This window comes from Massilia sp. TSP1-1-2, from assembly GCF_049896185.1.
Classification (GTDB): Bacteria; Pseudomonadota; Gammaproteobacteria; order Burkholderiales; family Burkholderiaceae_D; genus Telluria_A.
In genome coordinates this window covers 191,959-216,393 of sequence record NZ_JAFCTU010000007.1, presented here as the reverse complement: position 1 = coordinate 216,393, position 24,435 = coordinate 191,959, and the positions used below count along the sequence as shown (strand labels likewise).

15 protein-coding genes and 1 pseudogene are annotated in these 24,435 nt (G+C 64.6%); 4 read left to right on the top strand and 12 right to left on the bottom strand.

Features of this window, described 5'->3' with window-relative positions; genetic code table 11:
- Positions 1 to 191: 191 nt before the first annotated feature.
- The 4 genes and pseudogenes from ACP7BV_RS08710 to ACP7BV_RS08695 form a co-directional block, all read right to left on the bottom strand.
- A pseudogene (locus ACP7BV_RS08710) lies at positions 192 to 1,229 on the bottom strand (efflux RND transporter permease subunit); the annotation flags it as partial.
- 10 nt (positions 1,230 to 1,239) lie between these two features.
- Positions 1,240 to 2,367, bottom strand: a complete 1,128-nt coding sequence (locus ACP7BV_RS08705; RefSeq protein ID WP_426103409.1) for an efflux RND transporter periplasmic adaptor subunit — start codon at positions 2,365 to 2,367, stop codon at positions 1,240 to 1,242.
- A 53-nt stretch (positions 2,368 to 2,420) separates the two neighbouring features.
- Positions 2,421 to 3,803: an efflux transporter outer membrane subunit gene (locus ACP7BV_RS08700; protein ID WP_426103408.1), complete on the bottom strand. Its 1,383-nt coding sequence runs from the start codon at positions 3,801 to 3,803 to the stop codon at positions 2,421 to 2,423.
- Positions 3,800 to 4,525, bottom strand: a complete 726-nt coding sequence (locus tag ACP7BV_RS08695) for a CerR family C-terminal domain-containing protein (protein WP_426103407.1) — start codon at positions 4,523 to 4,525, stop codon at positions 3,800 to 3,802. Before ACP7BV_RS08695 ends, ACP7BV_RS08700 begins: the two co-directional genes overlap by 4 nt.
- Before the next feature lie 152 nt (positions 4,526 to 4,677).
- Between ACP7BV_RS08695 and ACP7BV_RS08690 the strand changes: the two genes are divergently transcribed.
- Both ACP7BV_RS08690 and ACP7BV_RS08685 read left to right on the top strand, forming a co-directional pair.
- A complete protein-coding gene (locus ACP7BV_RS08690) occupies positions 4,678 to 6,081 on the top strand; it encodes a DUF1800 domain-containing protein (RefSeq protein ID WP_426103406.1) in 1,404 nt (467 codons plus the stop codon).
- Between the two features lie 13 nt (positions 6,082 to 6,094).
- Positions 6,095 to 7,333, top strand: coding sequence for a DUF1501 domain-containing protein (locus tag ACP7BV_RS08685; RefSeq protein ID WP_426103405.1), 1,239 nt, complete (start codon positions 6,095 to 6,097; stop codon positions 7,331 to 7,333).
- Positions 7,334 to 7,528: 195 nt separating this feature from the next.
- On the opposite strand, the gene ACP7BV_RS08680 is transcribed toward ACP7BV_RS08685, so the two are convergent.
- The 5 genes from ACP7BV_RS08680 to ACP7BV_RS08660 form a co-directional block, all read right to left on the bottom strand.
- Entirely contained in the window at positions 7,529 to 8,878 is a 1,350-nt protein-coding gene (locus tag ACP7BV_RS08680) for a hybrid sensor histidine kinase/response regulator (RefSeq protein WP_426103404.1), read from the bottom strand.
- Positions 8,879 to 8,920: 42 nt separating this feature from the next.
- Positions 8,921 to 9,697 carry a 2OG-Fe dioxygenase family protein gene (locus ACP7BV_RS08675; RefSeq protein ID WP_426103403.1) on the bottom strand — a complete coding sequence of 259 codons (777 nt, stop codon included), beginning with the start codon at positions 9,695 to 9,697 and terminating at the stop codon, positions 8,921 to 8,923.
- Between the two features lie 49 nt (positions 9,698 to 9,746).
- A complete protein-coding gene (locus tag ACP7BV_RS08670) occupies positions 9,747 to 10,241 on the bottom strand; it encodes a DUF6702 family protein (RefSeq protein WP_426103402.1) in 495 nt (164 codons plus the stop codon).
- Positions 10,238 to 12,598, bottom strand: coding sequence for a M1 family metallopeptidase (locus tag ACP7BV_RS08665; protein ID WP_426103401.1), 2,361 nt, complete (start codon positions 12,596 to 12,598; stop codon positions 10,238 to 10,240). Before ACP7BV_RS08665 ends, ACP7BV_RS08670 begins: the two co-directional genes overlap by 4 nt.
- Positions 12,599 to 12,665: 67 nt before the next feature.
- On the bottom strand, positions 12,666 to 15,008 hold the full coding sequence (locus tag ACP7BV_RS08660; protein ID WP_426103417.1) for a M1 family metallopeptidase: 2,343 nt from the start codon (positions 15,006 to 15,008) through the stop codon (positions 12,666 to 12,668).
- Between the two features lie 154 nt (positions 15,009 to 15,162).
- Between ACP7BV_RS08660 and ACP7BV_RS08655 the strand changes: the two genes are divergently transcribed.
- Positions 15,163 to 16,254, top strand: a complete 1,092-nt coding sequence (locus ACP7BV_RS08655) for an HD-GYP domain-containing protein (protein ID WP_426103400.1) — start codon at positions 15,163 to 15,165, stop codon at positions 16,252 to 16,254.
- Between the two features lie 179 nt (positions 16,255 to 16,433).
- Positions 16,434 to 18,680 carry a CHASE domain-containing protein gene (locus tag ACP7BV_RS08650; RefSeq protein WP_426103416.1) on the top strand — a complete coding sequence of 749 codons (2,247 nt, stop codon included), beginning with the start codon at positions 16,434 to 16,436 and terminating at the stop codon, positions 18,678 to 18,680.
- A gap of 144 nt (positions 18,681 to 18,824) precedes the next feature.
- On the opposite strand, the gene ACP7BV_RS08645 is transcribed toward ACP7BV_RS08650, so the two are convergent.
- The 3 genes from ACP7BV_RS08645 to ACP7BV_RS08635 form a co-directional block, all read right to left on the bottom strand.
- Positions 18,825 to 19,664, bottom strand: coding sequence for a phytanoyl-CoA dioxygenase family protein (locus ACP7BV_RS08645; protein ID WP_426103399.1), 840 nt, complete (start codon positions 19,662 to 19,664; stop codon positions 18,825 to 18,827).
- A 178-nt stretch (positions 19,665 to 19,842) separates the two neighbouring features.
- Positions 19,843 to 23,124: a carboxypeptidase regulatory-like domain-containing protein gene (locus tag ACP7BV_RS08640; RefSeq protein WP_426103398.1), complete on the bottom strand. Its 3,282-nt coding sequence runs from the start codon at positions 23,122 to 23,124 to the stop codon at positions 19,843 to 19,845.
- Positions 23,125 to 23,261: 137 nt separating this feature from the next.
- Positions 23,262 to 24,320 carry a hypothetical protein gene (locus ACP7BV_RS08635; protein WP_426103415.1) on the bottom strand — a complete coding sequence of 353 codons (1,059 nt, stop codon included), beginning with the start codon at positions 24,318 to 24,320 and terminating at the stop codon, positions 23,262 to 23,264.
- Positions 24,321 to 24,435 lie beyond the last annotated feature (115 nt).

The window sequence follows — 24,435 nt, the reverse complement described above, 5'->3', positions numbered from 1 at the left end:
ATCGGACGACAAGCCTCCTCCGGCGAAATCGGCGCGAACGCTGTGAGCGGGAATGGATGCAAAACGGAGCTGCTCTGAGGTAGAATTCATGTCGGGCAAGGTGGCGTTCGTGTCGATAACTGTGTTTCCAGATAACTCACATTTTATCAATCACTTACGGCATTCTTGCCCTTTTTTATGCAAAATTCAGGATAGAGCAGCTCCATCGAGCCGGTGAAATTTTCCTCGACCGGGCGGGCGTTGTCGATCACTTCCTTGAGCGCCACGTTGGGGTGGGCTGCCTGCAGCTCGGCGATCGCGGCGCGCGCGCCCTTGGCGACCGCGATTTCGCTGGCACCCTTGGTGCGGAACACTTCAAAGCCCACCACGCGCTTGCCGTCATGCTCGGCGATCGAGCGCGGCTCGGCCACGGTGTCGGTAATTTTCGCGACCTGGTCGAGGCGCACGCGCCGTCCGCCGGGGATGGGAATATCCATCGCCGCCAGTTCGGCCGCCGTTTTGACGGTGGCGATGGTGCGCACCGACTGCTCGGCGCCGCTGACGTCGCCACGTCCACCCGGCACTTCGCGCTGCACGCTGCGCAGCTGGCGCGAAACGTCCACCGCGGCCACCTGCAAGGCGGCCATGCGCTGGTCGTCGAGCTCGACGCGGATTTCGCGAAACACGCCGCCCACGCGCTTGACCGCGCCCACGCCCGGCACGCTGAGCAAGCGCTTGGCGACCGAATTGTCGACAAACCAGCTCAGTTCCTGGTCGTCGAGCGGCACGCCGTTGGCGCCAGTGCTGCTGCCAGCGGCGGCGGCCGTAAAGGTCATGATCACGCGCCCGGCGGTCGACGCTTTCGTCACGGTCGGGTCGCGCATTTCAGAAGGCAAGTCCGACTTGATGCGGGCTACCGCGTCGCGCACATCATTGACGCCTTCGGCGATATTTTTCTCGAGGACGAATTCAACGGTGACGGTGGCCACGCCGTCGAGCACGCGCGAATAGATATTTTTCACGCCTTGCAGCGTGGCGACGGAGTCTTCGATCTTGCGCGCGACTTCCGTTTCCAGCTGGGCCGGGGCGGCGCCGTCGAGGACCGCGGTCACGGTCACGATCGGCAGTTCGATGTCGGGAAAATCCTGCACCGCGTTGGCGCGGTAGGCCATCAGCCCGGCCAGCGTGAGCAGCACGAACAGCATGATGGCCGGGATCGGGTTCTTGATTGACAGGGCGGAGAAATTCATCGCGCGCTCCTTATTTTGCCGGCGGCGGCGCGGCGGCGGCTACGCGCACCACATCGCCTTCATTGAGAAAGCCCGCGCCGCTGACGGCCACCGTCGCGCCCGGGGCCAGGCCCGACAGCACTTCGATGCGCTCGCCCAGGCGCCGGCCCGCCTGCACCTTGACCTGGCTCACGCGGTTGTCGGGTTTGAGCTGGAATACATAGCTAAAGCCGTCGCGCACCACCACCGCCTGCTGCGGCACCGTCATCGCGCTCGACGTGCCCAGTTCGAACTGGCCGCTGGCGAACATGCCGGCCTTGAACGGCGCGTTCGCGCCCACCGTGCCGGGCAAGTCCACATACACTAGCGCCGAGCGGGTCTGGGCGTCGATGGTCGGGGCGATCATGCGCACCTTGCCCGTCAGTTCGCTGCCATTGGCCGCCTTGACCTGTGCGCTGGCCCCGGGCCGGATCTGCGCCAGTTCGGATGCGGTCACCTCGGCGCGCCATTCAAGGCGCCCCTTGCGGATCATGCGGAACAATTCGGTGCCCACGCCCACCACCGAGCCGACCGTGGCCTGGCGCGCCGAGATCACGCCGTCGTCGGGCGCGAGCACCTGGGTGTAGCGCAGGCGCAGCTGCTGCGACGACAGCGCCGCCTTGGCCGACGCGATGCGCGCGCGCGCCGTCATTTCGCCCGTCATGTACTGGCTGATCTGCTGGGCCGACAAGGCGCCCGAGCTTTTCAAGGTTTGCGCGCGGGCCGCATTGGCCACCGCTTCGGCGGCATTCGCCTCCGCTTCCATCAGCGCCGCGCGCGCCTGCGCCACGTCGGCGTTCACGCTGTCAGCCGAAAAAACGGCCAGCACGGCGCCCTTTTTCACGACGTCGCCCACATTCACGCGCACCTCGGTCAGGCGCAGGCCGCCCGACTCGCTGCCGATGATCGCTTCCTGCCACGCCGCCACGTTGCCGTTGGCGGCCAGTTTGATTGGCAGCTGCGCCGGCGTGGCCTGCGTGGTGGTGACGGTCAGCGCCGCCTTGACCGGCGCGGCGACCTTGTCGGCGGCTTTCGGTTTATTAAGGAAAAACACGCCGGCGCCCACCAGGGCGGCCAGCACGCCGACGATCAAAACAGGTTTGAGGATACTTTTTTTCATGTTGTTTTCCAGATGCGGTTCGATGTGGTCAGATGGCACTTATCGGGGGATACTTAGCTGCCAGCACGGCTCCAGCCGCCGCCGGCGGCGCGGTACAGCGCAATCCAGGCGGCGCTGCGTTCGCGCTGCAGCGTGACGATGGCGTTTTCGGACGCGAGCCGCGTGCGGCGGGCGTCTTCCAGTTCGAGCAGGCTGCCAAGGCCGTTCTTGTAGCGGTCTTCGGCTGCCACAAAGGCGATCCGATAGCCTTCCAGCGAAACCTGGGCGTCACTGCTGCGCGCCGTGCTGCTGTTCAGGTTGACGAGCGCCTGTTCCACTTCGCGCACCGCGTCGCGCACCGTTGCGCGGTAGGTGATAACGGCGGCCTCGTAGCGCGCCTTGGCAGCGTCAACGTTGGCGCGGCGCACGCCGGCGTCAAAAATCGGCAGGCTCACGGCCAGCGGGCCGATAGTCCAGGTGTTGGTTTGCAGGTTCTCGCCGCCGGAACGGAAATTGGCCGCGCCAATCGCGCCCGAGAGCGACAGGCGCGGAAAGCGCTGGGCCTGCGCGCTGCCGATGTCGGCGCTGGCGGCGGCCACTTCGCGCTCGGCCGCAAACACGTCGGGACGCTGCGCCAGCAGCTGGGCCGGGAGCGTCGTGATGGCAATCGGCGGGGCCGCGACGGGGCCGCCGGCGGCAAGTTGCGCGCGCAAGGCCGGCTCCTCGATTGCGGCGAGCGACACCAGCGTTTTGATGTCGATGTCGCACAGGGCGCGCTGCAGCGTGGCGCGGCTGTTGCCTTCAGCGGCGCTGGCGCGCGCCAGGGCGGCGCTGGCGGGGGCCTGAAAGCCCGCGTCCGCAGTAAGCCTGGTCAAGCGCGCGGTGTCGGCGCGCGAAGCGGCGTCCTGCTGCGCCACGGCCAGCAACTGCTCGCAGGCGCGCAGGCTGTAATAGGTTCCCGCCACTTCGGCGGCCACCGCCACGCGCGCTGCATGCCATTGGGCGCTGGCGCCGGCCAGGCGCGCCTGGGCCGCATTGCGCGCGGCGACGCCGCCACCGAACAGGTCAATTTCCCAGGCCGACTGCAGGCCTGCGTAGCTGGTGGTGCCGCCCGGCTGCAAGCTTTGCTGGTTGGCGCGTGAGATGCTCGCGCCGGCGTCGAGCGTGGGCAGCAGCGCGGCGGTGGCGGCCGTGCGCTGGGCGCGCGCGGCGGCAATGCGGCTGGCGGCGGCGGCAATGCTCGGGCTGGACACCTGGGCCGAGGCGATCAGTTGCGCCAGCAGCGGGTCGCCCTGTTGGCGCCACCAGCTGGCCAGGTCGGTCAGGCTGCCATTGTGCGGCAGCGGCGCCTGCCACTGGGCGGGCGCGGGCAGGGCTACGCTGGCCGGCGGCGCCAGTGCGCACGCCGACAGCGCCAATGGCAGCAGGGTGCTGCCCAGGATGTGCAAGCTCTTCATGCTTTTTTCTTTCGTGGCGGTGGTGTGAGCGCTGGTGTGAGCGGTGACGCGAGTGCGGCCCGGCGTGCCTGTTCTGCATTGACGATGGCTTCGGCGTAGTCGACCAGGCGGTCCATCCAGGTGTCGATCGCCGCGCTGGTGTCCAGCAATTGGGGACGGATCTGGTCGACCACGTCGCGCACCAGCAGCATCTGCAGCGCCATGCCGGCCACGCAAAAGGCCACCCGGGCCAGGTCGTCGTCAGCTTCTGCTACGTGCATGTGGCGCCCGATCACCAGCATCAAGCCCGCATGCGCCGGCTTGATGCCATTGTCGATTTCCTCGCTCCACAGACCGGTCGGCTCGAGCATCTCGCGAAACCACAGGCGCATGCACAGGCGCGCCAGGTCGCCCTCCTTGAGGGGGCCGAGCAGCTGCGAATAGAACTCGCGCAGCGACTCGCGCAGCGTGGCCTCCGGCCTGGTGAAGGCGGCGATGTCTTCGCGCGCATGCGGCGCCGGCTCGGTGAAGGCGGCGCGGTACAGGCCCGCCTTGTCGCCAAAATAATAGCTGATCGAGGCGATGTTGGTGCCTGCGGCGAGCGCGATTTCGCGGGTCGAGGTCTTGGCGAAGCCCTGCTCGGCGAACAGGCGCATGGCGGCCAGGACCAGCCGTTCGCGCGACTGGACTCCGTCCGAGCGCGACTTGCGCGCCTCGTCGTTAGGTAAGTGTGGTTTTTCCATGGTGGCGATTAGACCATAAAAATCAAACGATTGATATAACTTAATCACTTGCTTATATTAAATTGCTTTAATTCAATTGGAACTTTTTATCCTTTGCTGCGCAATACTATCGATGGGCCCGCCTTGCGGCCCTTGTTCAAGAGGCTGAGCTCATGAGATTGCCATTTGCCACCGTCGCCGCCGTGCTGCTGATATTGTCCAGCTCAGCTAACGCGGCTCCCAGCGCCGCCGAGCGCGACGCGCTGCACGTACTGAACCGGGTCGCCTACGGTCCCGCGCCGGGCGACGTGGCGCGCGTAGCCCAGATGGGCGTGCAGCGTTACATCGCATCCCAGCTGGCACCCCAGCAGATAGCCTATCCGGCGGCGCTGGCCGAACGGCTGGCCGCGCTTGACATCCCCAACCGCAGCAGCGGCGCCGCGCTGGCGCAATTGACCGAACTGCGGCGCGACGTGCGCGACGGCGACGAAGGCGCGAAACAACGGCGCGCGCTCGCCTACAAAGACATGGCGCGTGAAACGGCCGAGGCACGCCTGCTGCGCGCGCTCTACAGTCCTCGCCAGCTGGAGGAAGTCATGGTCGACTTTTGGTTCAACCATTTCAACGTCTTTTCGGGCAAAGGCATTACCCGCGCGCTGGTGGCCGGCTACGAGCGCGACGCCATCCGGCCTAACGTATTCGGCTCGTTCCGGGCCATGCTGGGGGCCACCGCGCGCCATCCGGCCATGCTGTTTTACCTGGATAACCACCTGTCAAAGGCGGGCGCCGTCAACGAAAACTATGCGCGCGAACTGATGGAGCTGCACACGCTGGGCGTGGACGGCGGCTACACGCAAAAGGACGTGACGGAGCTGGCGCGCATGCTCACCGGCTGGACTTTTGCGCCGGCGGCGCTGGCGCGCGAGAACCAGGCATTTCGCTTTGACGCGAAGCGCCATGACCAGCAGGGCAAGACCTGGCTAGGCAGCGTGGTGGCGCAAAAGGGCGAGGCCGAAGGCGAGTACGCGCTCGACGTGCTGGCGCGCCATCCGGCCACGGCACGCCATATCGCCTACAAGCTGGCGCAGTACTTCGTGCAGGACGAGCCGCCGGCGCTGCTGGTCGAGCGCCTGGCGCGCAGCTTTCACGACAGCGACGGCGACATTCGCAGCGTGCTGCGCACCCTGTTCGCCAGCGACGAATTCATGGCCCCGGGGAGCGTCGGCGCCAAGTTCAAGACGCCGTACCGGTATGTAGTGTCGGCCGCGCGCGCCGGTGGCGGCCAGATGGCCGACATGATGCCGCTGCTGCGCTCCCTGAACGAGCAGGGCATGCCGCTGTACGGCTGCGCCACGCCGGACGGCTACAAGAATACCGAGGCGGCCTGGCTCAACCCGGCCGCGCTCACGCGCCGCATCGCCTTTGCCGGCGCCACCGGCGCCACGCTCGACGCCGCGGCGCTCGAGGACAGCATCGGCGTGGGGATTGGTGCGCACACGCGCGCCATCGTCGCGGGCAGTCCGGTGCGCCTGCGCGCCGCCATGCTGCTTGGCAGCCCGGAATTCATGCAGCACTGACCAGGAAACCGCTATGAACCGCAGACATTTTTTGGAACAGATGACGCTGGGCGCGGGCCTGGTGCTGCCGCTCGGGCGCCATGCGTGGGCGGCGACGGCGGTCAAGCCGACGCGCCGTAAATTGATCGTGGTGATGCTGCGCGGAGCAGTCGACGGCTTGAACGTGGTGGCACCGGTGGCAGACCCGAACTATGCGCGCCTGCGCCCCACCATTGCGCTGGGCGCGCCGGGGCAGGACGGTGGCGCCCTCAGGCTTGATAACTATTTCGGCCTGCATCCGGCGCTCGCGCCACTGCTGCCGCTGTGGGAGCAAAAACGGCTCGCCTTCGTGCACGCCAGCGGTTCGCCCGACGCCACGCGCTCGCACTTCGACGCCCAGGATTACATGGAGTCGGCCACGCCGGGACGCAAAAGCACGCAGGACGGCTGGATGAACCGCTTGGCGACGCTGCTGCCGCTGCTGCCTGGCCCGGCGAACCCGAGCCGCGCGCTCAGTATCGGCCCGCTGATGCCGCGCATCCTCTCCGGCCCGGCGGCGGCGATGAACCTGCCTAATGGCGCGGCGGCCACCCGCGCCGACCTGCTGGACCGCCCGCAGGTGGGCGCCGCGTTCGACCAGCTGTATGCGGGGCACGCCCGCTTTGGCAAGGCTTACGCGCAGGGGCGCGAATCGCACCGCGACGTGATGCAGTCGGCCAGCGCCGAGATGCAGACAGCCGACAATGGCGCGCCGCTGCCGAACGGCTTTCCGGCCGACGCGGCGCGCCTGGCAAATCTCATGCGCGGGAACGACGCCATTGAGCTGGCCTTCGTCGCGCTCGGCGGCTGGGACACGCATGCGCGCCAGGGCGGCGCGAGCGGACAGTTGGCCGGCCGCCTGGCGCCGCTGGCAACCGGCCTGGCGACGCTGGCCGAACGGCTCGGCCCTATGCTGCAGGATACGGCTATCGTCGTGATGTCCGAATTTGGGCGCACCGCGCGCGAAAACGGCAGCGGCGGCACCGATCACGGTCACGGCAACGTGATGTGGGTGATGGGCGGCGCGGTGGCGGGCGGCAAGGTGCTCGGCGACTGGCATGGCGTGGGGGACGCCGCGCTCAACGAAGGGCGCGACTTGCCCGTGACCACAGACTTTCGCGCTGTACTGGCGCAGCTTGCACAGCGGCATTTGCGCCTGCCGGACCAGCGCATGGAAACGCTGTTCCCTGGCTGGACCGCGCGCGAGCCAGGCTTCCAATTGTTCCCCGGATAGAAATCGCGCTGGGGAAGACAGTACCGTATTTCTACGGTATTGCAGTGCAACATAAATCGCGTTATATTGGAATTGTCTCCTCCAAACCTTCTTCGAAGCTTGGATTGCCGCCCGCCCACCGCAAGGTCCGCGGGCGTTTTTTTGCGTTTTCGCGCCCTCAGCGCCCTGACCCCGCCTGAGGTTGTGGAAATGGGGCTAGGGTTTTTCGGGCAGCGTCAGTGTGAAGGTGCTGCCCTGGCCGTATTGGCTGGTGAACGACAGCGCGCCGCCCAGCAGGTTGGCCAGGTTCTGGCACAGATACAGCCCCAGGCCCGCCCCTTCGGCATGCCGGGTCGAGGTGGAGTCGAGTTGCGAAAACGCCTGGAACAGCTTGTGCTGGTCCTCGGTCTTGATGCCCACGCCCGTGTCGGCCACGCTAATGCGCGTCAACAGAACGCCGTCCACCAGCGCGTGGGCGAGCGAGACCTTGATCTCGCCGGTCTCGGTAAATTTGATGGCGTTGTTCACTAGGTTGATGATCACCTGCGTGAGCGCGCGCCGGTCGGTGTCGACCAGCATCGGCTCGGCCGGCAGCTGAAACGACAGCGCCAGCCCTTTTTGCGTCGCGAGCGGGCGCAGCGTGTCGACCGTCTGCGCCACCAGCGCCTGGCAATCGATGCTCTCGACCTGCAGCGTCACCTTGCCAGCCTCGATCTTGGCCACGTCCAGGATATCGTTGATCAGCGAGAGCAGGTGGCGCGCGCTGGTGCGAATCGTGTTGAGCTGCTTGTCCTGGTCGGGCGTGAGCGGCCCGGGCAGCTTCATCAGCAAAGCGCCGGTGAAGCCGATAATGGCATTTAATGGCGTGCGCAGTTCGTGCGACATGTTGGCGATAAAGGCGGACTTCATGCGGCTGGCCTCGGCCAGTTCCAGGTTTTTGCCGGCGATCTCGCGGTTGATGATTTCCAGTTCCCCTGCGTGACGCGCCAGGCGCATGTTCAGTTCAATGACCTGCCGTTCGCGCGCCTGCAGTTCGCCATTGACTTGCACCGCCTGCTCGTAGGTGGAAATGAGCAGGTCGAGGATTTGCTGGCGCCCGGCGTGGATGAAGTGCTTCTGGTTGCCCAGGTACAGCGCGATGCCCTCGGTTTCGGGCGTTTCGCGCAGCTTCTGGTTGACCAGCATGTGGCTGATCCGGCTAAGCAGGTAGTCTTCGGCATACGGCTTGCGCACGAAGTTGTCGGCCCCGCATTCGATGCCGCGGATGATGTCCTTGGCGTCGTTCAGGGTGGTCACGAGGATCACGGGAATGCTGCGCAGCTCAGGGTCGGATTTGATGGCGCTGCACAGTTCATAGCCGTTCATTTCGGGCATGATGATGTCCGACAGGACCAGCCGCGGGCGCCGTTCGCGCAGCATGGCCAGCGCCAGGCGCCCATTGGCGGCCACCCGCACGCGATACGACTGCGATTCAATCAGCCGGCGCAGGCGCTCGGCCTGCGTGGGACTGTCCTCGACGATCAGGATTTCACATTCTTCTGGGAGGATGACGTACGTCGAGTCCACGGCTTTGCTCCTTGCACCGATGCTGAGGTGGCTACGACTATATCATGCATCTTCGCCCTGGAAAGCCTTCGCACGCCAGGTCAGCACCAGCGTGTCGCGGTGGCCGTTTTCGCCCAGCGGCTGGATCGGAGTCGACTCGTGGATCACTCTTGCGTCGTCGAGCAGCAGTAAGGTCCACGGTTCAAGCAGGGTGAAACGCTTCCCATCGGGACCGTCGGCGTCGAATACGCGCGTCTCGCCGCCCTTGACGTTGCTGCGGCCAACCAGCAGCACGGCCACGAAGTCGACGCCGTCGCGGTGCGCGCCTTCCGGCGTAGGCCGGCCGATGCCGCCCAGCGTGTCGATCCTGAACTGGTGCGCCTCGACGAACCAGGGTTCCACGTTCTCGATGTCCCGGCTCTGCGGCCCTTTCACGCGCCGGCACGCGCTCGATAACGCGCGCACCAGGCGCGCAAAAACCGGATGGGCCAGCGTGGCCGGCTCGATCGGTTCGAACAGCCGGTGCATGCCGCCGTGCAGGGCGTTGTACTCGATCGGCTGCCAGTGCGCCCGATGCGCCGTTTGCGTCAGCTGTGCGCCGTCGTCGATAAAACAGGAATGGCGGCGGCGCCGGTAGTGGCCGCCGTCCTTGAGGTAGGCGTCGGGCGCCAGCGCATTCCAGCTGGCGGCCAGCGCGTCGAGTTCGGCCAGCGCGCACCCGGCCAGCGCGCACACGTCAGGCGGGGACAGCAAGGCGTAGCCGGCCGTGCGCAGCGCGCCAGTCAGGTGGGCGAGATCGGTAAAGGGAGGTGCGTAGGTGGGAGGTGCGTAGATTGTCATTTTGCTAGCGTAGCATTTTTACGCCAGGCCGTCCGGGCGTGGCCGGTTTTTACTTCAGGCGCCGTTCCTGCGTGGTGCTGTCGAAGGAGAGCGATTCGGTCACGCCGCCACGCGTGATGTTGACCGTGTTGGCCTGGCGCGGCATCACGTCCATCAGCACCGCGTCATGCACCTGGGCGATGCGCGAGAGCGGCGTGGCGGGCAGTTCGCGGTAGATGATGACGCTGTCAACGCCCACCGTGATGCCCACCCACTGCAAGGGCAGGCGCGCCTTGTCCTTGTCCAGCAGGTAGAAGCGCTCCTCGATGTACTTGCGCAGCAGCGCTTCGTCCTCGGACCGGGTCATGTCGACCGCTCGCCCGGCCTGCGCGGCGAGCAGGGCGTCGAGATCGTGCGCCATATAGGTGTGGACCACTTCCACGCTGCCGCTCTGGGGGTTGAACGCGATGTCGGCCAGGCCCGCATGGAAGCGGTGCGCCCACGCCGGTGCGCCGGCGCCGCACAGGGCGCCGGCCAGCAGCAGCGCGCTGGCGAAGCGCTTCACTTGCCATCCTTGGGTTTGGCCAGCGGCGTATTGAAGTCTTTCATCAGGTCGTCCTTGCCTTTTTCAGTCTTGAACAGCTCCAGGCGCGACGGCGTGATTCTGCGCGGCCAGGCGTTGTTGCTGGTGTCGATGTCGGCCGTCTCCCAGTACGGGTCTTGCGTCAGGCTCACCATCGGTTCGTCCGTGACGATCAGCTTGGTGATCTTCTTGCTCGAATAACGCCACACTTCGGCCGGAATGCGCTCGATATATTTTTTGCCGGATTTAAGTTCAATTTCCAGCACCAGCGGCGTCACCAGGCCGCCCGAATTGGAAAAGTCGACCAGGTACAAGTGCTTGCCCTGCTTGAGCAGCGCCTTTTCCCATGGGTCGAGCTCGGCCATCGCTTCCTGGTACTTGTTGCGGTCCTTGTTGGTGACGGTGAATTCGTCATGCTCGTTATAGAAGTCCTTCAGTTCCGGATGGGCGTCGACGCGGCGCGCCATGCCCTTGTTGCGCTGGGCCGAGAGCGACTGCGGCTCGGCGTCGCGTTGCGCTTTTTTCCAGGCCTTTTCAACGACCGGGTCCTTGCTGCTCACGCCATATTCGGTGATGCCGTCGATGCCCACGTCGACCGCGTCGGTGGTGTAGAACCAGCCGCGCCAGAACCAGTCAAGGTCGGTGCCCGAGGCGTCTTCCATGGTCCTGAAAAAGTCGGCCGGGGTGGGGCGCTTGAACTTCCAGCGCTGCGCATATTCGCGAAAGGCGTGATCGAAGGCGGCGCGCCCGAGCACGGTCTCGCGCAGGATGTTGAGCGCCGTGGCCGGCTTGGCGTAGGCGTTGTTGCCGCGCTGGGTGACCGAGTCCGAATTGGTCATGATCGGCACCTGGTTCTTGCTGCGCATGTAGTCGGTGATCGCGCGCGGCTCGCCGGTGGTGTCCGGATAGTTCTCTTCCCAGGCGCGCGTGGCGAGCATTTCGAGGAAGGTATTCAAGCCTTCATCCATCCAGGTCCACTGGCGCTCGTCGGTGTTGACGACCATCGGAAAATAATTGTGGCCCACTTCATGGATGATCACCGAGATCAGGCCATACTTGGTGCGCTTGGGCCAGGTGACTTCGCCGGTCTTTTTGTCGCGCGTGGGGCGCGGACCGTTAAACGAAATCATCGGGTACTCCATGCCGCCCACCGGTCCGTTGACCGAGATCGCCACCGGGTACGGGTAGTCGAAGGCGTACTTGTTGTACTGCTCGATAGTATGCACGATCGCCTGGGTCGAGTACTTTTCCCACAGCGGGTTGCCTTCCTTCGGGTAGTACGACATGGCCATCACGTCGGTCGCGTCCTTCTTGAACCCTTGCGCGTCCCACAGGAACTTGCGGCTGCTGGCAAAGGCGAAGTCGCGCACATTGGCGGCCTTGAAGTGCCACGTCTTGGTGCCGGCGGCGCGCGTTTTTTCGGCCGCTTGCGCTTCCTGCTCGGTGACGATGACGACCGGCTTGTCGCTCGTTCTGGCCCGCGTCAGACGCTCGCGCTGCGCCGCCGTCAATACCGCCTCCGGATTTTGCAGCACGCCGGTGCTGGCGACGACATGGTCGGCGGGAACCGTCAGCTGCACGTCGTAGTCGCCAAATTCGAGCGTGAATTCGCCGTCGCCGATGTACTGCTTGTTCTGCCAGCCGGCCACGTCGTAGTAGGCGGCCATGCGCGGGAACCACTGGGCGATCTCGAACAGGTCGTTCTTGTCGGCGTCGTCGAATTTTTCGTAACCGTTGCGCCGCCCCAGCACGTTCATTTCGGGGATGTTGTAGTTCCACGCCACCTGGAACGCGAAGTGCGCGCCCGGTTTCATCGGCTGCGGCAGGTCGATGCGCATCATGGTCTTGTTGACCGTGTACTTGAGCGCATTGCCGGCCGCGTCCTTCAAGGCGGTGATGTTAAAGCCGCCGGCAAACGTGCGGCTTTCCAGCAAAAAGCGCAAGCCTTCGAACTTGACGCCGTCAGCGGCGCTGCCGCGGCCCCACGCCTCGCGCGAGGGCAGGGTGGCGCTGCTTAGCCGGTCGGAGTCGCTGCCGCGCACCATGTTCTGGTCCAGCTGCACCCACAGGTAAGAGAGCGTGTCGGGCGAGTTGTTATGGTAGGTGACGGTGCCTTCGCCCGTGATGCGGCGCTGCGCCTCGTCGAGCGTGGCGCGCAACTGGTAGTCGGCGCGCTGCTGCCAGTAGGCGTGGCCGGGCGCGCCGGACGCGGTGCGGGTGTCCGACGGCGTGGGCAGCAGTTCGTCGAGCTGGCGGAACTTGTCTTCAAACGGCTCGGCCGCGTGGGCCGAGAGCGTGATGCAGGCGGCCAGGCTGGCCAGCAGGTGCTTCTTGAACATGACGACTCCGATTACTCTGTTTACCAGGTGACTACTGGGTGACTGCTGGGTGACGACTGGGTGACGATTACTTCGTGGCTTTGAGCGGGGTGCGGAAGTCCTTCATCAGGTCATCCTTGCCTTTTTCGCTCTTGAACAGCTCCAGGCGCGACGGCGTGATTTTCCGCGGCCAGGCGTTGTTGCTGGTGTCGGTGTCGGCCGTCTCCCAGTACGGGTCTTGCGTCAGGCTCACCATCGGCTCGTCGGTGACGATCAGCTTGGTGATCTTCTTGCTCGAATAGCGCCACACTTCGGCCGGAATGCGCTCGATGTATTTTTTGCCCGACTTGAGCGTGATCTCCAGCACCAGCGGCGTGACCAGCCCGCCCAGGTTGGAAAAATCGACCAGGTACAGGTTCTTGCCCTGCTTGAGCAGCGCCTTTTCCCAAGGCTCCAGTTCGGCCATGCCTTCGTTGTACTTGTTGCGGTCCTTGTTGGTGACGGTGTAGTCGTCATGCTCGTTGTAGAAGTCCTTCAGTTCCGGATGGGCATCCACGCGCCGCGCCGTGCCCTTGTCGCGCTGCTCGGACAGCGACACCGGCTCGGCATCCTTCTGCGCCTTTTTCCAGGCTTTTTCAATTTCCGGGTTCTTGCTGCTCACGCCGTATTCGGTGATGCCGTCCACGCTGACGTCGACCGCGTCGGTGGTGTAGAACCAGCCGCGCCAGAACCAGTCAAGGTCGGTGCCCGAGGCGTCTTCCATGGTTCTGAAAAAGTCCGCCGGCGTAGGGCGCTTGAACTTCCAGCGCTGCGCATACTCGCGAAAGGCGAAGTCGAACAGCTCGCGCCCCAGCACCGTTTCGCGCAGCACCGTCAGGGCGGCCGCCGGCTTGGCGTAGGCGTTGTTCCCGAACTGCAGCAGCGACTCCGAATTGGTCATGATCGGGACCTGGTTCCTGCTGCGCATGTAGTCGGCAATCGCGCGCGGCTCGCCCCGGCCTTTTGGATAATTCTCTTCCCATGCGTCGGCGGCCAGCTTTTCGAGAAAGGAGTTCAAGCCTTCGTCCATCCAGGTCCATTGGCGCTCGTCGGAATTGACGATCATGGGAAAATAATTGTGGCCCACTTCGTGGATGATGACGCTGATCAGGCCATACTTGTCGCGCTTGGACCAGGTCAGCGCGCCCGTCTTTTTGTCCTTGGTCGGGCGCGGACCGTTAAACGAAATCATCGGGTATTCCATGCCGCCGATCGGGCCGTTCACTGAAATGGCGACCGGGTAGGGATAGTCGAACGCGTACTTGTTGTACTGTTCAACGGTGTGGATGATGGCCTGGGTCGAATACTTTTCCCACAGCGGATTGCCTTCCTTGGGGTAGTAGGACATGGCCATCATGTCGGTGCCGCCCTTTTTGTAGCCCTGCGCATCCCAGATGAACTTGCGGCTTGACGCAAAGGCGAAGTCGCGCACGTTGGCCGCCTTGTAGTGCCACGTCTTGGTGGCGCTGGCGCGGCTCTTCTCGGCGTTGGCGGCCTCCGCCTGGCTGACGATGATCACCGGTTTGGAACTGGTCTTGGCCTGCTGCAAACGGTCGCGTTGCGCCGCGCTCAACACCGCTTCCGGATTTTGCAGCACGCCGGTGCTGGCCACGATGTGGTCGGCCGGGACGGTGATCTGCACATCGTAGTCGCCAAACTCAAGCGTGAATTCGCCGGCGCCCAGGAACTGCTTGTGCTGCCAGCCATACACGTCGTAATAGGCCGCCATGCGCGGAAACCAGTGGGCGATCTCGAACAGGTCGTTCTTGTCGCCGTCGAAGCTTTCAAAGCCCGTGCGTCCGCCCTGGATCTTGGCGTTGTTGATCTTGTAGCTGAAGTCGACCGCGAACACCACCTGCGCGCCCGGCTTCAAAGGCTGGGGCAAATCGATGCGCATCATGGTCTTGTTAATCGTGAACTTCAAGATCTGGCCGTCGGCGCCCTTGACCGCGGCGATGTTAAAGCCGCCGTCGAAGCTGCGGTTTTCCAGCAGCGAGCGCATGGTCTCGAAGTGCACGCCATCATCCGCGCTGCGCCCTTTGTCCCAGGCATCGCGCGCGGTGATGGTGGACGAGGTGCGCGCATCGGCGTCGGGCGCGAACACATTCTGGTCCAGCTGCACCCACAGGTAGCTGAGCGTGTCGGGCGAGTTGTTATGGTAGGTAACGGTTTCGGTGGCGCTGATGGCGCGCTTGGCTTCGTCGAGCGTGGCGCGGATGGCGTAGTCGGCGCGCTGCTGCCAGTAGGCGTGTCCCGGCGCGCCGGCCGCGTTGCGCACGGCATTGCCGGTCGGGATCAGTTCGTCGAGCTGGCGGAACTTGTCGTCGAAAGGCTCGGCGCCAAAGGCTGAAAAGGTAAGGCACAGGGCCGCGAGGCCGATCGGCAAACGCATCATAAGTTACCTGACTCTATGGAAAATTTCGATCAAGCATTCTAAACGTACCTATTAAGCAATTGACTCGCGGAATTGTAAAAAAGCTGAAACATCGCACGGCCGGGCGCGTTATGATCGCTGTGGAATATGCATATATGGGCAAGGGGAATGGATGGATAGTGATTTCAAGGCAACGGTGCTGGTCGTCGATGATGCATCCGACAAGCTGTTGCAAATGGAGCAATTGCTGCAGCAACGCTACCACGTGAGGCTCGCGCACAGCGGCGCCGACGCCCTCCACCTGGCCCGGCAGGCGCCCCATCCGGACCTGGTACTGCTCGCCATGGACCTGCCCGACATGGATGGCTTTGCCGTCTTGCGCGGCCTGAAGAGCAATGTCGCGAGCGCCGATATTGCGGTGATGTTCCTCACCGCCGGCGAGCCAGTGCGCGACGACGAGGCGCGCGCGCTGCGCGAGGGCGCGGCCGACATCATGGCCCGTGCGTCGGCGCCCGGCACGCTGCTCGCGCGCGTGGACACGCACGCCGAGCTGCGCGCCGCGCGCCGCATGCTGGGCGACCGGCAGCGCCACCTGGCGCACCTGGTCGCCGAGCGCATGCGCGAAGCGGACCAGATGCAGGACGCGATCATCATCGCGCTCGCTTCGCTGGCCGAGTCGCGCGACCTTGACGCCGGCAACCACATCCGGCGCACCCAGCATTTCGTGGCGGCGCTGGCGCGCGAACTGCGCTTTCATACGTGCCACTGGGCCGAGCTGTCGGACGACAATATCGCGCTGCTGTTCAAGGCGGCGCCGCTGCACGACATTGGCATGGTGGGCGTGCCCGACGCTATCGTGCGCAAGAGCGGCAAGCTGACCGGCGCTGAATTTGAACAAATGAAACTGCACACTGTGTTCGGGCGCGACGCCATCGCCGGCGTTGCGCGCACGCTCGGCGCGAGCAACGCTTTCCTGCGCTACGCCGGCGAGATCACCTATTCGCACCAGGAGCACTGGGATGGTTCGGGTTATCCGCAGGCGCTGGCGGGAGCGGCCATTCCCCTGTCGGCGCGCCTGATGGCGGTGGCCGACGTGTACGACGCCTTGATTTCCGAGCGTCCTTACCGGCCCGCCTTTACGCATGAAACGGCGGTCGAACTGATCCGCCAGGAGCGCGGCGAACACTTCGATCCCGATGTCGTCGACGCCCTGCTGGCAATTGCGGAAAGCTTTAAAAGCATCGCGCTGCAGTTCCAGGCGTAGCGGGGCTGAACTGGTGCGCCGCCACCGGGCGGATGAGATTTCTGAAGGTCAATATGCTATAGTCATTCTGCATGGTCGGGCGCTGCCTGGCTGCCAGGAAAGGTGGAGCGCGACAGATGCGGACACAAGGGTTTCTCGCGTTTATAGTCGGGATTTGCCTGACCGCATGGACGTGCGTGATGGTCATGGATGCGCAGCAGGCGGCCGTTCGCGCCACGTTCCAGCGCGACACCGAAAAGGTGGCCAGCGACACCAATGTGCGCCTGCAGATTTACTTCGACATGCTGCTCAGCATCAAGGGCACCTTTGTCATCAACGAAACGATGGACCGCGCGCAGTTCACCAGTTTCGTGCGTGAACTTAACCTTGCCCAGCGCTATCCCGGTTTCCAGGCGATCCAGTTCGTGCGCCACGTGCCGGACGCCGACCTGGCGCGTTTCACCGCCGCCGTGCGGCGCGACAAGTCGCTCGACCCGGGCGGCTATCCCGAGTTCACGATCCACCCGCCGTATCCCGGCGGCGAACACTACATCATTGAATACACCGAGCCCTTGAAGGGCAATGAAATTGCCTTCGGCCTCGATTTGGCGGCTTTGCCGCCGCACCGCGCCGCGCTCGAATCAGGCCGCGACAGCGGTTTGATCGTCGCCACCGAAAGGATCACGCTGGTCCAAGACGCCGCCCGCCAGCCCGGCTTTGTCGCGCGCGCGCCCGTGTACCGCAAGAACATGCCGCTCGACAGCGTGGCAGCCCGGCGCGCCGCGCTGGTGGGCTGGGTCGCGATCGTCTTCAAGGTCAACAACTTGATGCAGGAAGTGATCGATCCGGCGCTGCTGGACCAGCTCGCGTTTCGGATCCACGATGCGGGCGACCTGGCCGACGGCGCCAATATGCCGGCGCGCGAGGCCAATCTGATGTTCGACAGCACCGGCGCCAGTGCGCCGGCCATTGCCGGCCTGGTGGCTGAAAAGCGGCTCAATGTGGCGCAGCGCCAGTGGGTGGTGCGCTTTACCGCCCTCGCAGGCGGGCGCTACGGACGCGACCTGACGCCAGTGTTGATGATTGCCGCCTGCGGCCTGCTGGTCAGCGCCCTGATCGGCGCCTTGCTGATCGCTTCGCGCCGCAGCCGCGATCTGGCCGCGCAGGTGCGCGTCACGCTCGACGAGCAGCGCGCCTTCCAGGACAGCGCCAGCGTGGGCATCGCTTTGTTTGCCGGTGGCGTGATCGTGCGCTGCAATCGGGGCATGGAAGAGATGTTGGGATACGCGCAGGGCGAACTGGCGGGCCGGCCAACGGCGGTGCTGAGCGGGACCGCGCCGCCCGCCGCCGACGCCTTTGCGGCCAGCGCCGCCAGCCGGCGCTGGCAAAGCGAAGCGGAACTGGTGCGCAAGGACGGCAGTGCAATCTGGTGCCTGATCAACGGCAAGGCGGTCGACGCCGCCAACCTGGCCGAAGGCGGCGTGTGGGTGATCCAGGATATCAGCGACCGCAAGAGCACGGAAGCGGCGCTGGTGGACGCGCGCGACGGCCTGCAGCACAGCCTGACCGAACTGGCGCGCCAGAAGGCCAATGTGGAGTCGGCCCATGGCGATTTGTCGACCGTGCTGGCCACGCTCAAGCAGGCGCAAACCAACCTGATCACCTCCGAAAAGATGGCGTCGCTGGGTTCCCTGGTGGCCGGCATCGCGCACGAATTGAACACCCCGATCGGCAACAGCCTGCTCACGGCAACGGCGCTGGACGACATGGTCGCCGACTTCGAGCGCAAGTATGCGGGCGGGGGCGTGAAGCGCTCGGCGCTCGAGGCGCTGCTGGCCGACAGCAAGCTTGCCTGCGGCATCATGACCAGTTCCCTGCGCCGCGCGGCCGACCTGATTACCTCGTTCAAGCAGGTGGCGGTGGACCAGACCAGCGACCAGCGGCGCCGCTTCGATTTGTCCGAAGTCATTCGCGATACGCTGGCCACGTTCCACGCGCAGCTGCGGCGCGCCAACTGCGAGACCCGGGTCGAGTGCGCCGGCACGCTGGTGATCGACTCGTATCCGGGCGGCGTGGGCCAGGTGCTGTCGAACCTGATCAACAACGCGCTGCTGCACGCGTTTGAAGGTCGCGCCAAAGCGCTGATGGTGATCACCGTGCGCGCCACGCCCGACGACGAGATCGTACTTGTTTTCAGCGACGATGGCGTGGGCATGCCGCCCAAGATTTTGCACCAGGTGTTCGACCCATTTTTTACCACCAAGATGGGGCAGGGCGGGTCCGGGCTGGGGATGAATATCGTTTATAACATTGTCACCGGCATGCTGGGCGGGAGCATCGAAATCGAGTCATCGACCGAGCGCGGGACCAGCGTCACGATCAGGATGCCGAGGATGGCGCCGGATCGGGAGACGGACGGGGCGGAGTTGAATTTGCTGTTGATGTAGACGAGATTCACGCCGGCGCCTTGCAACGGGTACTGTTGATATGCTGCGCACTGGCAGGGACGTAGGTCGGAAAAGCGAAGGCCTGGGCGGCCCCCTTTTCCGACCTACGGCAGTTAACTCTTTTGCGCCAGCATCGCCGCGACCTCACATGAAACCGCGCACCGGAAAGGCAATGTCGCGCTGGATCCAGTTTTGCGGCGAGTAGGCCGCGCCGGCGTCGGTCGCATGCAGCGTGTAGGCGTGGCGCGACACCGCCGAGCGGTTCGGCGCGCTGTAGTGCGGCAGCAGGCCGTGAAAACACACCAGCGTGCCGGCCGCCGCTTCCAGCGCGCGTGCGCGCGCCGTGTCGGGCCAGGGCGTGCTGTCCAGCTTTTCCATCCGGATGTCGTCGCCGTTGCGCACGAAGCGCTCGCGCATCGGGCTGCGGTGCCCGCCCGGCTCCACCCACAGGCAGCCATTGTCGACGGTGGCGTCTTCAAGCGCGAACCAGAAGGTGGTGACGGTCACCGGATCGGTGTCGAAAAACGTCGCGTCCTGGTGCCAGCCCACTTCGCCGCCAATGCCTGGCTGCTTGAAGATGTACATCGACTGCCACACCTGCGCATTTTTCAAGCCCAGGTCGCGCGCCACGGCAGCGAGCCTGGGGTCGCGCGAAAAGGTCTCGAAGACCGGGTCCAGGTCGTGCAGCGCGTGGCCGATTTTATTAATCGAGAGCGACTTGTCCTGGCGTAGCGCGCCTTGGGCGTCGAAGGCTTCCTCTTCGAAAAAGCAGCGGATGGTATTGTCGGAGCGCAGAAAATAATCGTCCGTACTCTTGAGCTGGTCGCGCGTGGTGAAAATCGAACGGTGTTCGGTGGGGTCGAAATCGTCGACGATCTCGGCCGCGCGCCGGCGCAGCGCGGCGATGGCATCCATGCTCTTAAAGCCGGGAATGACGACATAACCGTCGGCCTCGAATTGGGCGCGTTGGTCGGGACTGAGCATGTGGTGTACTCCTGGAGACGATCATACTTATATTGTAGGCCGGCGATCAGTGCATTGCAATTAGCCAAACGGTTGACATATTGTCGCCATTTGGCTGATGATCGGCGCGATTGCCAGGTCGAGCAATACCAGGGCGGGCCGCCCTGGTACGCCGCGCCGGGCGACCGATGGCCATCCTTTATGGCAAGGCGATCTTGGTCATGCCCGGCTGGTCGGTCTTGATCAGGTAGCTGACCACGCTGTAGTTGTCCTGCTTGGTGGGATCCATGATGTACTGGCTCAGCACGCCGGTCTGTCCCCACGCCGTCAAAAAGCCGAACGACAGTATGTTGGTCAATGGCACGTTCGGCAGCGTAATGGCGCCATACGTGATGCGCGCCGCGCCAGTGGCAGCATCATAGCTGCGCACCGTGCTGCCCTCGAGAACCATGATGGCATCGCAGGCCAGGAACGCGCTGTCGACGGCTGCAATTGGCTTGTGGACGCAAGCAATCAGCCTGCCCCCGGTCAAGGTTTGCACGCTGCTGCCATCGCTGTTGAGCGAGACGACAGAACCATTCACGTCAAGCCACAAGCGCTCGCCACTGCGCTGCGCTGCGTACGCGAAACCGCCCTGCGGCGTCGTGTAGATCAGCTGCGGCGTGCCGCCGGTGAGCGGCACCGACAGCAGCGCTCCCAGCGCGCCGTTCAGCACCACGCGCGTTGGCGTGACCGTTTTGGCACTGGTCATGCCGTTGACCGTGGCAACCGCGTTCACGGCTTTGGTGCCGGTCTGGTAGCGCAGCAGGCGGGTTGACGTGGCGCCTGAGATGGCGATGACGACATCTTGCTCATTGGCGTAGGTGGTGCTGCCCAGTGTTTCCCCATCGGCCAGCGTGGCGACCGTGGTCAGCGCCACCGGCGCGGCAGCGCCGAGGTCGACCGCGTAGACCTTATTGCCCGAGGCAAAAATCCAGTGGTTGGCCAGCGTGGCGTCGTCATCAAACTCAAGGTCATTGCCAGGCAGTGCGAACAGCGGGACCGGGTTGGTGAAGTTGGCATTCAAACGCTGCATCTGCACGCCATTTCGTACGATCCAGCCGGTCAGGGCGCCGGTCGGCGAGTGGACGGTGGCAACCGGCAGCAACACTTCCAGCGGCGCTTCCAGCGCGCCCATGTTGGTGCGCACGGCATAGTACTTGTCGTCTTCGGTGCCGCACGCAGCATCGGGGCCGCGCTTTTGGTAAATATGCCAGGTCAGGTTGACGTCGGTGACATCGCCGCCGGTGGAGGCGTAGCCGGACCTTCCATCGCACAGGTCGACAGACGTGATTGACGAGACGCGCACTTCCGCCGGCAAGCCGGTGACACCGATCAGGTCGCGCCGGACCAACTGCTGATTCTTCCAGAACAGCATGCCGCGGACGTGGATGTTGCTCACCAAGTTGTTGTTCAGTTGCCCCTGCATCAAGTAGTCGGCAACCTCGCCGGCGCCTGCCGGCCAGAACGGAACCGCTGCCCCGCCGCCAACAGGGATCGCGCCGTAGCCAACCTGGCCGTTCACGGTGATGCCCGTCGGGAACGCGAGGTGCAGGCCGGCCACCGAGGAAGCCTGGCTCACCGTCAAGGTGGCCGCCGCGCTCAATACCGTGCCTTTGGCATTGGTGATCCGGACCGTATAGCTGGCGCCATTGTCGGCCAGCGTGGTGGCCGGCGTCTGGTAGGTGGCGGCGGTGGCGTCGGCAATCGCGCTTGCATTGCGCAGCCACTGGTAGGTGAATGGCGCGGTGCCGGTGGCAACCACGGCAAAGGTGCCGCTCTGGCCGACCGCCACCGAGGTGCTGGCTGGCTGCACCGAAATTGCCGGTGCGACCGCTTCGGCCGTTACGTGCAGCACGGCGTTGCTGCTGACCAGGGTGCCGGCGCCATTTTTGATGCGCACGCTGAACAGCGCGCCGTCGTCGAGGGCGCTGACCGGGCCGAGCATCAGCTTGGGCCCCTGGGCGCTGGCGATTTCAACGCCGTTGCGCAGCCATTGGTAGGTGAGCGAATCGCCCTGTGCCTGCACGGCAAAGCTTGGCGTGGCCCCGGTCAGCACGCTGACTTCTTGCGGCTGCGCCGTGATGAAGGGCGCAATGACTGCCGGCGCCACCGTGACGGTGACGGTGGCGCTGGTCACGCTGCCGTGGGCATTGCTGACAATCACGTAGTAGCTGCCACCGGCGCTCGCGTTGCCATACAGGGTCAGGTAGCGCGAGTCGGTCTCGACCAGCGTGCCATTGTGGTACCACTTGTACTGGGCGGCGTTGTTGGCAATCACGCTCAGCGTCGTCATGCTGCCGGGCGCCAGCGTCAGGCTGGTTGGCTGCACCACGATCACCGGCGGCTTTTGCGCGATGACCAGGCAAGCTGGCAATGTCAGGTCGGTCACGCCGGTGGCGACAGTGACGCTGTCGCCGTCCGCGCCGCTTGAGGCGCCCACCTGTACCTGGCTGCTGCGCCGCGCCGCCACCGAAAATTTGCCGTCGGCAGTCGTATGCGCGTAAGCGGTGCCGAAGTAGTCGATGCCTTCGGAGAGCACGCTGGCGTCGATCGGCTGGCCGGCCGAATTGACCACGCAACCGTGGATCATGACGGTGTCGTAAGGCATGTCGGCATTCCACGTCGAAAAGTGCGACACCTGTCCCTCGTAATACTGCTGCGGCAAGTTGCCGGCCAGCGCAGCGGTCCCTTCGCGCACCCACAGGCCGCTCGATTCCTTGAAGTAGTACAGGGGAATGGACAGCGGCGGGCTCTTCGCACCTTGTGGCACGGGAATGCGGATCGTCGCGCTCTTGCCGGGCGCCAGGTTCAGCATGGCGCCGGCGGCGTCGCGCAACGCCACCTGCAAGGCGCCAAAACTTTCAATCGGCGCCGCTTCGCCTTGCGCGCGGTAGTTGCCGGGCATATTGAGCGCACTGATGCCCGGGTCAATCGGCGTCATTTCGACCGAGACCGTGCCGCTGACGGGCGCGCCGGTGGCGGCGGTCACAAAACCGGCAGCGGGCAGCTGCACTTGCGCGGCCGAGCCGGCCAGCACCACTGTGCCGCCCGTTGCCGCGTTGATGTCTTGTTTGGCGGCCACTTTTGCCAGGCGCCGGTCGGCGCTGCTGGTCTTGCCGTTTGCCACGTCGACGGTCGCGAAGTTGGCCGCGTAGTTTGCCTTGGAAAATTGCACGACCACTTGCGTGCCCAGCGGCACGCCGGCCAGGCTGTAGGCGCCGTTGGCGTCGCTGGTAACTTTGAGGCTGCCGATCTTGACGTCGACGCCGGCAATTGCCGCACCGGTTTGCGCATCGGCCACGTGGCCGCTGACAATGCCGGCGTTGGCTTGCCCGGACGGCGTATCGTTATGGTTGCTGCCGCCGCTGCAGCCGCTGACGGCAAACAGGACGGCGCTGGTGAGCGTCAAAGCACGCAAGGCTGTCGTAAATGTAGGCATGGGAAAGTCTTTTCGATGTTGCGTTATAGGATCTGTTTGAAGGGAATAATCAAACAACACCCGAATCTTAATATCAAGATTAACTTTTTTGCAACTACAATCGAAAAATAGTGGTATGCATGTCTATGGGCGCGGACTTACGCGACGCACCAGCCGCCGTCCTTGTACACCAGCTCGTCGTCCAGATACACCGCATCGGTCACCGCAAACACATCGACGTGATAGCGCGCATCTTTGCGCTTGAAGCCGCTCTTTTGATAAACGCCGTGCTTGGCGCCCAGCGACAAGTGAATGCCGCACATGCGTTCGTAGGTGCCGATATCGTTGACCCTGCGCTCGCGCGTAAAAGCGCGGTTCATGCCAAAGCCCAGTTCGCGCACCCAGACTTCGCCTTCGTCGGCGGTGATGATGTCAAGGAGTTTGTCGAATTCGGGCGTGGCATCGATGGCGCGCACCACGCGCCCGCGTTCGATGACCAGCGTGATGGGTGTATCCGGCCGGTTGACCAGGTACGCGGTGTCGCCAAACACATGCACTTGCACGCGCCCGTTGACCGCTTCCAGGTCTTGCGCCTCGGTGAACACTTCGCCGATCGGGAACTGGCCGCCGACATTGTTCATGCCGCTGTAGTGGCCGATATTGAGCTTGGCCGGTTCCAGCGCCGAAGCAAACACCAGCACTTCGCCGCCGCCATGCACGCGTGCGCTCGCGGCCGCGTCAATGCGCACCTTGAGCGCCTGGCCCACGCCGCGATAGTAGGCGCTGTCATAGGCGAGCGCCTCGATGTAATGGGCGCCCTGCGCGCCGGGCATGCGCGACAGGTGGACATGCTCGATCACTTTCAGACCGAGCTTGAACAGCTCGACCCGGATGCGAAACGCTTCAAGGCGAAAATTGGTCGACTGGATCAGCACCACCAGGTCGTGCGCCTGCATGCGCCGGAAGGCGGCCAGCACCTCGGTGGGCGCGACGGTATCGAAGTCGATGAACTGGCCGTGCGGCAGGTTGCGCCGATAGCCTTCGGTGAGCGCGCGCGCCAGGTCCGAGCGGGTGTCGTAGACGACCAGCGCGTTGTGCGCCGGCCCATGTTCGACCACGGTGTGGAGCACGTCGCGCAAGTGGCTGGCGGCAGAGTCGACCGCTTGCGCGTCGATGTCGCCCCAGTGGTCGTGGGGTGCCTGGGCGGGCAAAGTCATGGGGAGGACGGCGTGGATGAATGAGCCGTCCATTATACGTGCGTTACACGTGCGTTACACGTGCGTTACACGTGCGTTACACGTGCGTTACACGTGCGTTACACGTGCGTTACAC